We start from the raw sequence: 12,388 nt of genomic DNA on the forward strand, positions 1-12,388 counted from the left end.
CCGATAACGCGGCGGACGGCCGCCGCTCACTTCCGCCGGTCGTCGTCGGGTCCGTCGCCGCTCGCGTCGACCTTCCCGTCGCGCCGGTCTCGCTCCCGCGCCTCGGGGTCGCGCTCGGCGGGGTCGCCGTGCCCGCCGCCGCCCGGCGTGCGGACCGAGACCGTCGTGCCGGCCGGGACGTCGACGGACGCCTTCGCCGGGACCGGCTCCCCGTCGATCAGGTTCTCGCCGAGCGCGCCGTCGCCGCCGCCGTCGAGCCCGCGCGGGGCGGTACGGCGCCGCTCCGTCAGCAGCGAGACGGTCGCGTCCGCCTCGACGGTGAGGCGCCGCTCGACGCCGAGGCCGCCCCGGTGCCGGCCGTCGCCGCCGCTCGACGGGCGGAGAGCGTAGCGCTCGATCCGGAGCGGGTACGCCGCCTCCAGCGCCTCGACGGGGGTGTTGAGCGTGTTCGTCATCCCGACTTGGACGCCGTCCATCCCGTCCTTGCCCGGCCGGGCGCCGAAGCCGCCGGCGATGGTCTCGTAGTAGGTGAACTCGCCGGCGCGGTCGCCGATGATCAGGTTGTTCATCGTCCCCTGGCCGCCGGCCGGGACGACCTCCGGGACCGCCTCGGCGAGCGCCGCCAGCGTCACGTCGGTGACGCGCTGGCTCGTCTCGACGTTGCCGCCGACGACCGCGGCCGGCGGGCGCGGGTCGAGCAGCGACCCCTCGGGCGCCGATATCGACACCGGCTCGTAACAGCCGTGGTTCGGCGGGATCTCCGGGTCGGTGATCGCGCGGACCACGAAGTAGACCGCGCTCTTCGCGACCGAGAACGGGGCGTTCAGGTTTCCAGGCACCTGGTCGGCGGTGCCGGCGAAGTCGACGTCGAGGGACGCGCCGTCGACGGTGACCGCGGCTTCGACCGGGATGTCCCCGTCGGTCACGCCGTCGCCTTCGAGCACGTCTCGCGCGCGGTAGGTCCCGTCCGGGAGCTCCCGGATCTCGGCCTCGATCCGGTCGCGCGAGTAGTCGATGACGGCGTCGAAGGCGTCGAGGAGCGCGTCGCCGTGCTCGTCGAGCAGCTCGCCGACCCGCTCCTCGGCGCGCGCGTTCGCGGCGCGCTGCGCCCGGAGGTCCGCCGCCCGCTCGTCCGGCGTGCGGACGTTGGCGAGGATCAGGTCGCGGACGGCCTCGTTCGGCTGGCCGCCGTCGACGAGCCGGACCGTCGGGAGCCTGAGCCCCTCCTCGTAGATCTCCCGCGCGCCGGGCGGCATGCTCCCCGGCGCGCTCCCGCCCACGTCGGCGTGGTGCGCGCGCGACACCGCGTAGCCGACGACCTCGCCGCGGGGCGCGACCGTCGAGACGAGCGTCACGTCCGGGAGGTGGGTCCCGCCCGCGAACGGGTCGTTGACGACGAACACGTCGCCCGGCTTCGGGTCCTTCCCGAGGACCGCGTCGACGGCGTCCGGCATCGCCCCGAGGTGGACCGGGATGTGCTCGGCCTGCGCGACCATCCGCCCGTCGGCGTCGAACAGCGCCGTCGAGCAGTCTTGGCGCTCCTTGATGTTCGGCGAGTACGCCCCGCGGATCAGCACGTGGCCCATCTCGGCCGCGACGCTCTCCAGTTGGTTCCGGAGGATCTCCAACGTGACCGGGTCGAGGTCGGCGCCCGTCACGCCTCGCTCACCTCCGCGAGCAGCGCGCCGTCGCCGCGGAGCCGCACGCCCCACCCCGGCGGGACGACGACCGTGCTCTCCGGCCCCTCGACGACGACCGGTCCTTCGACGGCCTCGCCGAGCGGGAACCGATCGCGGTCGTAGACCGGCGTCTCCCGGGCGCCGTCGGGGAACACCGCCTCGCGCGTCGTCCGCGGACCGGGGTCCTCGGGGGCGTCGACGCCGACCGCCGGGGCCGTCCGCGGGACCGTCGCCGTCGCGCGGCAGTTCACCAGTTCGACCGGCTCGCCGGCGCGGTAGCCGTACGCCGACTCGTGGGCCGCCGCGAACCGCTCGCCGACCGCCGCGGGGTCGAACGGTCGGTCGACGTCGACGGTCAGTTCGAAGCTCTGTCCGCCGTAGCGGCAATCCGCCGCGTACTCCATCCCCGCGGCCGCCGGGTCGCTGACCTCGTCCGACAGCCCCTCGGTCAGCTCCGCGTAGACGGCCTCGACCGCGTCGGGGTCGACCTCGGCGAGGGGGGCCTGCCGGGTCCGCACCGCGTCGCGCGTCTCGTCGGCCGCGAGCAGGCCGTACGCCGACAGGACGCCGGAGGCGCGCGGCACGACGACGCGCTCGACGTCGAGGCCGTCGGCGATCGCGACCGCGTGCATCGGGCCGGCGCCGCCGAACGCGACGAGGCCGAACCCGCGCGGGTCGTGGCCGCGCTCGACCGTGACGGATCGGATCGCGCGGGTCATGTCGGCGTTCGCGACGCGGTGGACGCCGAGCGCGGCCGCGACCGGCCCCTCCATTCCCGCCTCGTCGGCGAGGTCGGCGAGGGCGTCGCGGGCGGCCGCGGCGTCGAGCGAGAGGTCGCCGCCCAGGTCGGTGTCCGCGCCGACGTACCCCAAGACGAGGTCCGCGTCGGTGACGGTCGGCTCCGTTCCCCCCTTCCCGTAGCAGGCCGGACCGGGGTCGGCGCCCGCGGAGCGCGGGCCGATCCGGAGCGCGCCGCCGGCGTCGACCCGCGCGATCGACCCGCCGCCGGCGCCCACGGTCTCGACGTCGACCATCGGGGTGCCGATCGGCCGGTCGGCGATCGCCGACTCCGTCGTCCGCTCGACCTCGCCGTCCCGGACGAGGCTCACGTCGCTGGAAGTGCCGCCCATGTCGAAGGTGATCAGGCCGTCGCGCTCGGCGTCGGTCGCGGCCGTGGCGCTCGCGCCCACGACCCCGGCGGCGGGCCCGGAGAGGACGGTCGTCACGGCGTTCCGCCTGACCGTCTCGGCGTCGGTGACGCCGCCGTTGGCCTGCATGATCCGCGGCTGGGGCAGCCCGAGGTCCCGCGCCCGCTCCGTGAGGCGGCCGACGTAGCCGTCGATCGCCGGGCGGACGTAGGCGTCGACCACCGTGGTGGAGGTGCGCTCGTACTCGCGGAACTCCGGCAGCACCTCGTTGGAGGCCGAGACGGGCGCGTCGAGCGCGTCGCGGAGCGCGTCCGCGAGGCGGTCCTCGTTCTCAGGGTGGGCGTAGGCGTGGAGCAGGCACACGGCGACGGACTCGACGTCGGCGTCGCGGAGGTCGGCGACGAGCGACTCGATCGCCGCGTCGTCGACCGGTCGATCGATCCCGTCGACGGTCGCGCGCTCGGGGACCTCGAACCGCCGGCGCCGGGGAACGAGGGGGGCCGGCTTCTCGGCGTCGAGGTCGTACAGCGACGGCCGGGTCTGCCGGCCGATCTCCAGCACGTCGCGGAAGCCCTCGGTCGTCACGAGCGCGGTCCGCGCGCCGTCGCCCTCCAGGAGCGCGTTGACGGAGACGGTCATCGCGTGGGAGAACTCGGTCACGCTCTCGGGGGCGATCCCGGCCGCCTCGCAGGCCTTCTCGACGCCGGCCGCGACGCCCTCGCTCTGATCGTCGGTGCTCGGCACCTTCGCGGTGACGAGGCGGTCGTCGAGCGCGAGCGCGACGTCGGTGAACGTCCCGCCGACGTCGACGCCGACGGCTCGCGCGTCCGTCGCCCGGCCGTCGGTCGTTCCGCCGCCCATCTACGACACCCCCGCGGCGTCGCGGAGCGTCCGGACGCCGAGCGGCGACGTGGCTCGGTCGCGTGGCATGGCCCGCCCTCGTCACCGGACGGACTTAAGACCGCCCCGTTCGGCGGCCCGACGGACTCGATCCGTTCGCCGCGCGGCGCTCGTCGGGCTGTCGCTCGCGACGCTCGGCGTCGCGGTGTTCGCGGCCAACGCCCTGCTGGTGATCCGCCGACACAGTCCCGGGACGCTGGCCCGCGTCGCGCTCGGCCCGTTCGGGGCGTCCTTGGCGTCCGGGGGAACAGACGGCAGCGACGGTGACGGCCACGGCACCGGGGAGGGCCCGAACGACGGCGACGGTCCGGGCGACGGCCCCGCGGCGGTGGAGTGAACGCCGCGGCGAGGCGAGCGCTTAAGCGACGCCGGAGCGAGCGCCACGTATGCGCATCGCGCTCATCGCACACGACGAGCTGAAAGACGAGATGGTCGCGTTCGTCGAGCGACACACCGGCGTCCTCGACGAGTGCGAACTGGTCACCACCGGGACGACGGGCAAGCGCATCGCGGACGCGACCGGGCTCGCCGTGAACCGACAGGCCTCGGGGCCGTACGGCGGCGACCTCCAGATCGGTGGGATGATCGCGGACGATAGGATCGACGGGGTCGTGTTCCTCCGCGATCCCCTGACCGCGCAGGCGCACGAGCCCGACATCTCGGCGCTGCTACGGGTCTGCGACGTGAAGGACGTGCCGCTGGCGACGAACGTGGCGTCCGCGGAGCTGCTCGTCGATGGACTCTTAGACGGCGATTCTCTCGACTGATACCGCAGACCGCGGTGCTTTAACCCGGGCGGCCGAAAGGGCGGCCGATGACGCGCCCGCGACGGACCCGCGCCCTCGCCCTCTCGCTGCTGCTGCTCGCCGCGAGCGTCGGCGCCGGCGCGGTCGCGGGCCAACCGGCGGCGTCCGGAGCGGACGCCCGCGTCCAGGGAGCGACCGTCCAGTCGGTCGGCGGCGCGCCCGCGGACCGTCCGGCGACCGTCGGCACCGGCGCCGACGCGAACCGGAGCGCGGCGCCGCCGCTCACGCGCTGTTTCACCGGGCGGGGATACCCCATCACGATCGGCGACGGCGAGGGCGGGACGACGATGGAGACGGTGGTCCACCTCTCCGTGCTGACCGACCCCGCCGCGGGGAACGAGTTCGGCGTCGAGACCGCCGGGCGCCTCGACGGCGAGCCGATCGTGACGCTCGCCGCGGGGGTCAGGCTGACCGGGCGGGAGGCGATCGCGAACGGCTTCGACCCGCTCGCGGCGTTCGACGTGCTGTACACCTACGAGATGCGGCTCCCGATGTTCGCCGGCGCGGTCGGCGACGCGGACTACGAGGACGACGGGTCGCCGATCGAGTCGAGCGCCGGCGCTGTCGCCTGCTGACCGGTCCTCACGAGCTGTCTACCGCGTCCGACGACGCCGGAAGCCGAACGCCGCGGACCAGTCGCAACACGCCCTGACGGGTCGCTTCGAACCCGTCGCCGGTCGGGTAGGCGCCGCCGGCGAGCAGGTACTCGCCGGCCTCCCACACCGCGAGCAGCGCCTCCACAGGGACCCGCTCGCCGTCGACCGCGCAGCGCCCGTGGAACACGGTGAGCGTTGCGGGCGACGCCGCGGGGTCGTCGACGTCGAGGCGCCGCTCGTCGCGGCGCGCGAGGTCGCCGATGCGCCGGTCGGCGAGGCGGTCGCGGAACCCCTCGCGGGCCCGGGACTCGACGAGCCGGGTCAGGGCGGGGTTCGGTCCGGTGTCGGGCGAGATGCAGAGCCGGCTCGCGAAGAAGAACGGCCGCGGGGGCGGGGTCTCGCGCTCGTACCGCGCCGTCCCCGCCGTGACCGAGACGGGACCGGCCTCGAACGGGCGTTCCGTCGCCTCCGCGACGAGCGTCCAGCCCTCGAGGCGGTCGCGGGGGACGACAGGCGGCTCCATGGTCCCGCCTCTCTCCGGACGGGAATAAAACGGACGGGCGGGGAAGGAACGGTCGGGCGGGCGCGTCGGTGCTCAGTGGTCGTCTTCGCGCCACTTGTGCTCGCACTCGGTACAGACGAAAAAGCGGGTCTCGGACTCGTCGGCCGCGCGGATCTGCTGCATGTACCAGTACGCCTGGTCGTTGTCGCACTCGGGACACTGGGCCGTCGTCGTCGGGAGCCCCTTGTCCTCGGCGTCGCTCACGTCGACGATCTCCGACTCGACCTGCGACTCGGTCGTCCACTCGTCGTCGCCCTCGTCGCGCCCGATCTCGTGGCCGCAGGAGTCGCACACCCAGTGGTCCTCGCCCTCGCCGGACTTCATCATGGATCCGCACTCGTCGCAGAACTTCATGCCCGAACCTACCGCGGATCGTATTTAAACGGCGGGATCGCGGGCGAGCGGCGAACGCGCCCGCGGGGCGCCCACGCCGCCGTCAGTCCGCGTCGACGTGGTCGGCGAGCGCGAAGCGGACGCGCTCCTCCTCGGGCCCCTTCGTCTCCCGGCCGGTGACGACGACCTCCCCGATGTCCGCGGTGTTCGCGACGTGGGTCCCCGCGCAGGCGGTGCGGTCGTACGGCTCGTCGTCGGCGTCCGCGCCCGCTATCTCGACGATCCGCAGCTCCTCGATCGAGTCGGGGAGGAGGTCGATCCGCGTCCGGTCGGTGTCTAGCGTCGCCTCCGCGGTCTCGCGGTCCATCGTGTAGCTCGACACCGCCCGCCCGTCGGCGACGAGCTCGTTGAGCCGAGCCTCGATCCGGCCGAGGTCGCCGTCCGTGAACCGGTCGTACTCGGCGTCGAGGCGCGCCCGGTCGCGGTACAGCTGGTTGCCGGTCGTCGGCGCGTCGAACTCGTCGAGCAGCAGCGCCGACAGCAGGTGCTGTGCGGTGTGGTACCGCGAGTGCGCGGCGCGCCGGTCGGCGTCGACCTCGCAGGCGACCTCCGACCCCGGTTCCGGGAGCGAGACTTGCGCGCTCGGGTCGCCCGCGTCGTCGTCCGCGCCGTCCCTCTCGTCGACCGGTTCGACCTCGTGGTACACCGTGTCTCGCATCTCGACGTCCACGACGCGCCAGCGAGTGCCCTGATCGCCGTCGACCGCGCGGATCGTCCCGGTATCGTGCGGCTGGCCGCCCCCGGTCGGGTAGAAGTGCGTCCGGTCGAGGACGATCCGGTGCGGGTCGGAGAGGACGCGCTCGACGGTCGCCTCGAACGTCGTCACCGCGTCGTCCGCGAGGTAGAGTCGCTCGGTCACGGGTCCGGGAAGGGGCGCCGGCGAGATATATCCCCGGTCCGACGCGGCCGCGTCGGAACGCATCGGCCGGAAAGCCGTTCCGCGGCGGCAGAGTTGGGCACCCTCATGTCTCTGAACGGTCGCGTTGAATCGCCAGACAGCAGCGAGGTGAGCCGCTGGATAAAGAGGGTTGAAACGGGAGAGTTCAGTTCGATCTTCACGGGGTACTGGGGCCTGATCGACACCGGTGGTTATCAGACCCAATACTTTGACCGAAAGGTTATCACATTCAAATTGACGACGTGTTCACAACATCCTGCCGGGGCACTTGATGCCGCTTCGTCGAGAGTACTCATGACACCGCCCACCACACCTCGAAGACGGGAACGAGGGCAGTCGACCCTCGTCGGATTCGTCCTGTTGATCGGGATGATCGTCGTGGCAGCGTCGGCGACACTCTACTTCGGAACGGCCATGATGAGCGACCTCAGGGGCGAGATTCAGGGGCAAGACGCGGAACAGACGATGCGGGAGATTGATTCGCGGCTGAACGAGGTCGCGTTCAGCGACAACCTCGAACACACGCTCGCTTTCGATCCCGACGAGGGGCAGTCAGTACGCATCGCCAACAACGCGGAGATGGTGATCAAACTCGACGGCGGCCCGGGTTGTACCCCGTTCGTGATTCCGATGGGATCGCTTCACTACGAGAGCGACGGCCACTCGACCGTCACCTATCAGGGCGGTGGGATCTGGAGAGGGACGCCGAGCGGCAACGAGATGATCTCACCCCCCGATATGGAGTACAAGGACGGAACGCTGACGTTTCCGTCCGTGAATGTCAACGGCAGCGCCGGCGGACAGGTGGAGACGCTCCGGGCAACGAAGAACCTCGAATACTCTCGTGAACGGTCTCGCGAGTACTCCCAACTGATGGCGAACTGCTCGAACGCGTCGCAGATGACCGTTACCGTCGAGAGCCGCTACGCCGACGTTTGGGGCGAATACCTCGAAAGCGAAGTCTCGACGAACTCGACGTACGACCTCGACAACGCCGATCCCGACGACGACTCGGTGACGGTAACGATCTCAGAAGGCGTGGACTTCGGCGTCGGGGGGAATGAAAGCGAGATCAGCGTCTCGGAGAACGCGACTGTCTCGACGACGGTCCTGGGAACGGAAGTGTCCAGTCAGACACCCACCTGGTGGGGCGGTATGCGAAAACACTGGGCCCCGGTTACGATGGGAGTCGTAACCGACGACGGACAGATGCGGCCGTGGCCCGACGGACCGTACGATCCCGGTGATCCCGTCACCGCCGAGCAGAACCTCAACGACCGAGAGACCCAGCTCTCCGAGTGGACTCACGAGTTCGAAGTCGAGGCGGGAGCGACGGTTTCGCTCCGAGCGACGCAGTGGTCGTGTGCCGACTACGACTACGCCGGGGCGGACGAGTACGACGGAACGACGTGGTACCACTACAACTGCGACGACCTCGGCTCGGTGAACCTCCGCACGGACGCGTCGGCGGGTGAGAACCCGGAGAACGTCAGAGTGCTCAAGAACGGCGACGAGATGCCGGTGATAGAGACGAGGTACCGGCAACGCAACGCCGAAGAAGTTCTCGGTCCACTACTCAACGAGACGGGGCACCTACAGCTTGAGGACAACCAAGCGGTGTTCCTCTTCGAGATCACCGACCCGGACGCTACGTGGGAGAGCGCGAAAGACGACATCGGCGACCCCAACTACAACGACGCGATCGTACTGTTGGAGATAGAGGATCAAGAGGGCAAGGAGGTCGCCGGCGGGTTCGAGATCAGACTGACGACGAACGAGGTCATCATCGAGACCACCAACGAGTGAGTGAATCGCTCAGCCTATCGAAATCGAACCGCTCGTCTCGGACTCGACCGAACCGTACCGTCACGGACCTGTCACGGCAGGATCCTCACCGTCACCTTGGTCGTCCGAACGAATACGGTATCGGCCTCGCACCTGTAGCCTGCTGCCGTCTGCTTCCATCCATCGCGTTCGGCGAACCACCTTTCCCAGGCCCTCTCGTGACGTGACTCCTCGACTCGGATCGTCACGTTTTGAGCCATGTCGGCCTCGTTGACCACGGTCCCGTTTTCCCGCCTCGGATAGTATATATCGGAGTCCTGCTTCGCGACCGTGACCAGTACCGATCCGTCCACACTCGTCGATGTGACGTTACCGCGCGGATCGATCTCGACCAACGAGATGATCGACTTCCCGTCTCGACACGTCACGCTCGGTGGGCGTGACACGAATCCGTAGTCGTCGTTCGTCCGTAGGACCGCTCCATTCTCGTAGCTTATCTCGGTCTCGTCTTTCGTGTACGAGAGTGAACCGGTTCGGACGGTCTCCGCGAAGGTCCCGTTATCGAGTCCAACAGACACGGTGAACCTCGCGGAACGGTCCAGCGATAGCGCGCCTCCAGAGAGTCGGAACTCGCCCGCCCGTGTCGGGGCATTTCCTCGCTCGATGTCGTGAAAGTTCTCCGCGAGCACCGACATCGCGCGCTCTGTGTTGTGTATCTGTTCCTCCTGTTGCTCCTCGGCGATAGCGGCGAATCCGCCGGTGTACACGGCGCTGACAGCGAGCAGGATGAGTGAAAACGAGAGGACGAATCCGACCATATCGCTCACGGCGCGCCCGTTCGCAGTCATGGCTGCGAACGCTCCATGCGGACCGCGGTCCCGTTGTGAACGAGTCTGATCTCCCCCCCGAAGGCGGTCGACTCGACGGTGTCGATGTCGTCTCGGACGGGGACCACGACCGGCGCTCCGATCGCCCGCGATTCGAGCACGAGGCAGGTGTCGGTCCGACAGTCTCCGGAATCCGATGTCAGTCGCACTCGGTAGCGCGAGTTCACGACCCGCTCGGGATGTGAGGTCTCAACGGTCATTGTCGAGTTCGTCGGGTCGGCGACGCGGTCCAGTGCCGTGAGTTCGGTCGCGATCCGTTCTCCGATCGTCGTGAGCTCGCCCTCTACCGCCCGCTCGCGTTGCGTCTCGACCGCGCCGCCCGCAGTGATTATGAGCCCGGCGATCAGCACGGAGGTAATCCCCATCGTGAGAACGTGTGTCAACGCGACCGAAACCCCCCGCCGGTCGCCCCGAAGCCGGTCTGTTACGCCGGGACCTCTCATTCCGAATCTCCCCCGATCCGAACCGTGATCTGCGACTCCGCGGACAGTTTGTCGCTCACGTATTCGACGTCGACGACGGCGGTCGACAGTTCGCGGCTCACGTACGGCTGGCCGTTACCCGGGTCGGTGTGGAAGTTCCCGGTCTCGACGTCGCTGGCCTCGTTGACGAGGATATGATACGCGCCGTCGGACCGGTGACCGTTTTCCACGCGAAGGTCGTACGGGGCGTTCAGTCCCGGAGCGAACGCGAAGCGCTGGGTCCCGTTGATCGCTCCACCAGTGACGTTCACCCGAGCCGCATTCCCCGAGACCGACTCACTGACCGTGGTTCCGTTGTCGTACGTGACCTCGACGCTGACGGCATTCGAGGGGGCTTGGCTAACGTTGAGGCGCCAATCACCGCCGTCCTCGCCCCGGGCGATGAACGTCGTCGGCGTCAGGCTCCGCGGTTCGATGACGAGCTCGAACGGGGTGGATTCGTTGAACGTCGCGTTATCCACGAGGGTCCAGTCGCTTCGGTTCGCCCGCGAGCGGACGGCTCGCGAGCGGTTGCGCTGCCGAAGGGCCTCCCTTTCGAGCTCGGACGCGCTCTCGTTCAGCGTCACACGAAGATACGCGGGCCGCCGGTCGACGATCTGCTCCGCCTTCCGTTCGCTGTAAACGGTCAACGTCGCGTTCAGCTCGTGGACGTCGACGTAGCCGTCTCGTTGTCCAATCCGGTCGGTGAGGCGGTCGACGTCCGTTCGAACGGCTTCCAACTGTCGCTCTACCTCGTTCATCTCTCCGAGAGAATTTCCGGGGTTGGTGTTTTGGGTGTAGATCGTAGAGTTCAGCACGACGACGAGTGCCAGTAGGCTCGCTGCCATCACGATCGCCCCCACGAGCATCAGTTGACCGCGGTCGTCGAGCTTCGTGATCACCAGACGACCACCCGCACTTCGACCACGTTTACCAGGGTCGGGTCGTCGAGGTCCTCGGCGTAGAACTTCGAGACGTTCCCTCCGAGGGTACCGCCGGGGCTGTGTGTCAACTCCATCCCGTCGTGAAGCGCTATCGAACGGGTCGCGGTGACCGCGTTTCGACCGGGAGTTCCTTGGACGAACAGCGGCTCCGTCTCCGTCGTCTTCCCCTGCGTCTGATAATCCAGATAGACGTTGTACCGATAGAACCGGGAAGTGAACGTCTCTTCGAGGAGAAGGCACAGCGTGAGCGGCTCGTCCGCTATCGTTTCGGGGCAGGCATCGCCGGGCTGGTACGCGGTCGGCCACCCCGACTGTCCGTCCTGGGAGTCCCAGTACAGTGCGGCTTCAATAAGCGCGTTCCGCTCGTGAGCGGTCGCGAGAACGTCGTCCGTCTGCGTCCCCAACTGTGCCATCGTGTCCCGATCGATCGTTCCGGCCGTGGTGGGCGTAATTACCACCGCAGTCGTCGCTAATAGCAGCGCCGTGAGGACCACGATTGCGGAAATAACGCCTTCGAGAGTGTACGCTTGTCCGCGGTCCGCGTCGGACGGCGGTCGCCGTTTCGGCGGACCGGCTACCATAGTCGCACCTCGATACGACAGGTGGCCGTACAGGTGTGGTTCCCTACGTAGCCCGACTCCGGGACGACGACGCGTGTCGCAGCCGCCGTAGACTCGCCCTGATACGGTGGGCCGACTGTGTGTTGGACCGTCCCGTTTCCGTCGACGAGCGTCACGTTCACTTCGCTCCCTTCGGCCGTCGGTATTCCGTCCAAGTTAGACTCGTTCGCGAAAAACGAGTCAGTGCCAGCGCCGTCGAGCACGTTCTTCGAGTCTGGTTGAGTGATCTCCGCGAGGACTTCGGCGGCGTACCTGTCGGCCTGTGTGGTCTGTGAAGCGTCAACAGGCGCCGTAAACGGTGTGAAGAGAGTCGGAATGAATCCCACGACGAACGCAGTCGTGAGGAGAAATATCGACACCCCGATGACGTAGTCTTGGAGCGTCTGGCCGCGACGATCCGAGGCGAGTCGCTTCGGTTTACGAGGTGGTGTCACTTCGAGTTACCTTGCGATCGTTACGCAGTGTTTGCGTTGCGCGGGATACTCGCTGTTGTTATGCGTCCGATCTCTGTCGGACAGAGGACCGACTTCGGAGAGTAGCTCCGTACGAGATGGGAGAGTAACTGATATTCGGACAGAGTCGATATATAAAAAACGCGGTTGGATTATTAATTCTAATAAATCACAGGCAGCACTCTCGGACCGACCTCGCATCTGCGAGAAGCTCGTTGAGACCCAGGTAGAGGATTCGTTTCCCGTTGTGACCGTCC

General features: G+C 68.7%; 14 protein-coding genes. 4 read left to right on the top strand and 10 right to left on the bottom strand.

From position 1 onward, the window contains the following. Positions 1-26 precede the first annotated feature (26 nt). Both DVK06_RS04585 and DVK06_RS04590 read right to left on the bottom strand, forming a co-directional pair. Positions 27-1,658, bottom strand: a complete 1,632-nt coding sequence (locus DVK06_RS04585) for a hydantoinase B/oxoprolinase family protein (RefSeq protein ID WP_121599466.1) — start codon at positions 1,656-1,658, stop codon at positions 27-29. Beyond that, entirely contained in the window at positions 1,655-3,688 is a 2,034-nt protein-coding gene (locus DVK06_RS04590) for a hydantoinase/oxoprolinase family protein (protein ID WP_121599467.1), read from the bottom strand. The genes DVK06_RS04585 and DVK06_RS04590 overlap by 4 nt, the downstream gene beginning before the upstream one ends. Before the next feature lie 67 nt (positions 3,689-3,755). On the opposite strand from DVK06_RS04590, the gene DVK06_RS04595 reads away from it, so the two are divergent. The 3 genes from DVK06_RS04595 to DVK06_RS04605 are packed head-to-tail and all read left to right on the top strand — an operon-like array spanning position 3,756 to position 5,108. Beyond that, a complete protein-coding gene (locus DVK06_RS04595; protein WP_121599468.1) occupies positions 3,756-4,064 on the top strand; it encodes a hypothetical protein in 309 nt (102 codons plus the stop codon). Positions 4,065-4,113: 49 nt separating this feature from the next. After that, the gene (locus DVK06_RS04600) at positions 4,114-4,494 is read left to right on the top strand and encodes a methylglyoxal synthase (RefSeq protein WP_121599469.1); all 381 of its coding nucleotides are present in this window, start codon (positions 4,114-4,116) and stop codon (positions 4,492-4,494) included. Between the two features lie 47 nt (positions 4,495-4,541). After that, complete coding sequence (locus tag DVK06_RS04605) at positions 4,542-5,108, top strand: hypothetical protein (RefSeq protein ID WP_121599470.1); 567 nt, start codon at positions 4,542-4,544, stop codon at positions 5,106-5,108. A gap of 7 nt (positions 5,109-5,115) precedes the next feature. Here DVK06_RS04605 and DVK06_RS04610 read toward each other — a convergent pair whose 3' ends face one another. The 3 genes from DVK06_RS04610 to DVK06_RS04620 all read right to left on the bottom strand — a co-directional run bounded on the left by DVK06_RS04610 (position 5,116) and on the right by DVK06_RS04620 (position 6,943). Next, complete coding sequence (locus tag DVK06_RS04610; protein ID WP_121599471.1) at positions 5,116-5,652, bottom strand: hypothetical protein; 537 nt, start codon at positions 5,650-5,652, stop codon at positions 5,116-5,118. 72 nt (positions 5,653-5,724) lie between these two features. Further along, positions 5,725-6,045: a transcription factor S gene (locus DVK06_RS04615; RefSeq protein WP_053771321.1), complete on the bottom strand. Its 321-nt coding sequence runs from the start codon at positions 6,043-6,045 to the stop codon at positions 5,725-5,727. 82 nt (positions 6,046-6,127) lie between these two features. Further along, positions 6,128-6,943 (bottom strand): alanyl-tRNA editing protein, encoded by an 816-nt coding sequence (locus DVK06_RS04620; RefSeq protein WP_121599472.1) that lies wholly within the window; start codon positions 6,941-6,943, stop codon positions 6,128-6,130. 105 nt (positions 6,944-7,048) lie between these two features. Between DVK06_RS04620 and DVK06_RS04625 the strand changes: the two genes are divergently transcribed. Further along, positions 7,049-8,788: a hypothetical protein gene (locus tag DVK06_RS04625; RefSeq protein ID WP_147438048.1), complete on the top strand. Its 1,740-nt coding sequence runs from the start codon at positions 7,049-7,051 to the stop codon at positions 8,786-8,788. A gap of 71 nt (positions 8,789-8,859) precedes the next feature. Here the strand turns inward: DVK06_RS04625 and DVK06_RS04630 are convergent, their stop codons facing one another. The 5 genes from DVK06_RS04630 to DVK06_RS04650 form a co-directional block, all read right to left on the bottom strand. Further along, positions 8,860-9,615 carry a hypothetical protein gene (locus DVK06_RS04630; RefSeq protein WP_147438049.1) on the bottom strand — a complete coding sequence of 252 codons (756 nt, stop codon included), beginning with the start codon at positions 9,613-9,615 and terminating at the stop codon, positions 8,860-8,862. After that, positions 9,612-10,019, bottom strand: a complete 408-nt coding sequence (locus DVK06_RS04635) for a hypothetical protein (RefSeq protein ID WP_053771325.1) — start codon at positions 10,017-10,019, stop codon at positions 9,612-9,614. Before DVK06_RS04635 ends, DVK06_RS04630 begins: the two co-directional genes overlap by 4 nt. Before the next feature lie 74 nt (positions 10,020-10,093). After that, positions 10,094-11,017 (bottom strand): hypothetical protein, encoded by a 924-nt coding sequence (locus tag DVK06_RS04640; protein WP_121599474.1) that lies wholly within the window; start codon positions 11,015-11,017, stop codon positions 10,094-10,096. Next, a complete protein-coding gene (locus DVK06_RS04645) occupies positions 11,014-11,553 on the bottom strand; it encodes a hypothetical protein (protein WP_053771327.1) in 540 nt (179 codons plus the stop codon). The genes DVK06_RS04640 and DVK06_RS04645 overlap by 4 nt, the downstream gene beginning before the upstream one ends. 80 nt (positions 11,554-11,633) lie before the next feature. Next, positions 11,634-12,113 (bottom strand): hypothetical protein, encoded by a 480-nt coding sequence (locus tag DVK06_RS04650; RefSeq protein ID WP_147438050.1) that lies wholly within the window; start codon positions 12,111-12,113, stop codon positions 11,634-11,636. Positions 12,114-12,388: the final 275 nt, after the last annotated feature.

It is taken from the genome of Halorubrum sp. Atlit-28R (assembly GCF_003665955.1).
Taxonomy (GTDB): domain Archaea; phylum Halobacteriota; class Halobacteria; order Halobacteriales; family Haloferacaceae; genus Halorubrum; species Halorubrum tropicale.

What these genes read in the sequence shown, in the direction of transcription:
- DVK06_RS04590 (WP_121599467.1), bottom strand. Translation starts at nt 3,688, where the DNA reads ATGGGCGGCGGAACGACCGACGGCCGGGCGACGGACGCGCGAGCCGTC.
- DVK06_RS04595 (WP_121599468.1), top strand. Translation starts at nt 3,756, where the DNA reads ATGGCCCGCCCTCGTCACCGGACGGACTTAAGACCGCCCCGTTCGGCG.
- DVK06_RS04600 (WP_121599469.1), top strand. Translation starts at nt 4,114, where the DNA reads ATGCGCATCGCGCTCATCGCACACGACGAGCTGAAAGACGAGATGGTC.
- DVK06_RS04605 (WP_121599470.1), top strand. Translation starts at nt 4,542, where the DNA reads ATGACGCGCCCGCGACGGACCCGCGCCCTCGCCCTCTCGCTGCTGCTG.
- DVK06_RS04610 (WP_121599471.1), bottom strand. Translation starts at nt 5,652, where the DNA reads ATGGAGCCGCCTGTCGTCCCCCGCGACCGCCTCGAGGGCTGGACGCTC.
- DVK06_RS04615 (WP_053771321.1), bottom strand. Translation starts at nt 6,045, where the DNA reads ATGAAGTTCTGCGACGAGTGCGGATCCATGATGAAGTCCGGCGAGGGC.
- DVK06_RS04625 (WP_147438048.1), top strand. Translation starts at nt 7,049, where the DNA reads ATGTCTCTGAACGGTCGCGTTGAATCGCCAGACAGCAGCGAGGTGAGC.
- DVK06_RS04630 (WP_147438049.1), bottom strand. Translation starts at nt 9,615, where the DNA reads ATGACTGCGAACGGGCGCGCCGTGAGCGATATGGTCGGATTCGTCCTC.
- DVK06_RS04635 (WP_053771325.1), bottom strand. Translation starts at nt 10,019, where the DNA reads ATGGGGATTACCTCCGTGCTGATCGCCGGGCTCATAATCACTGCGGGC.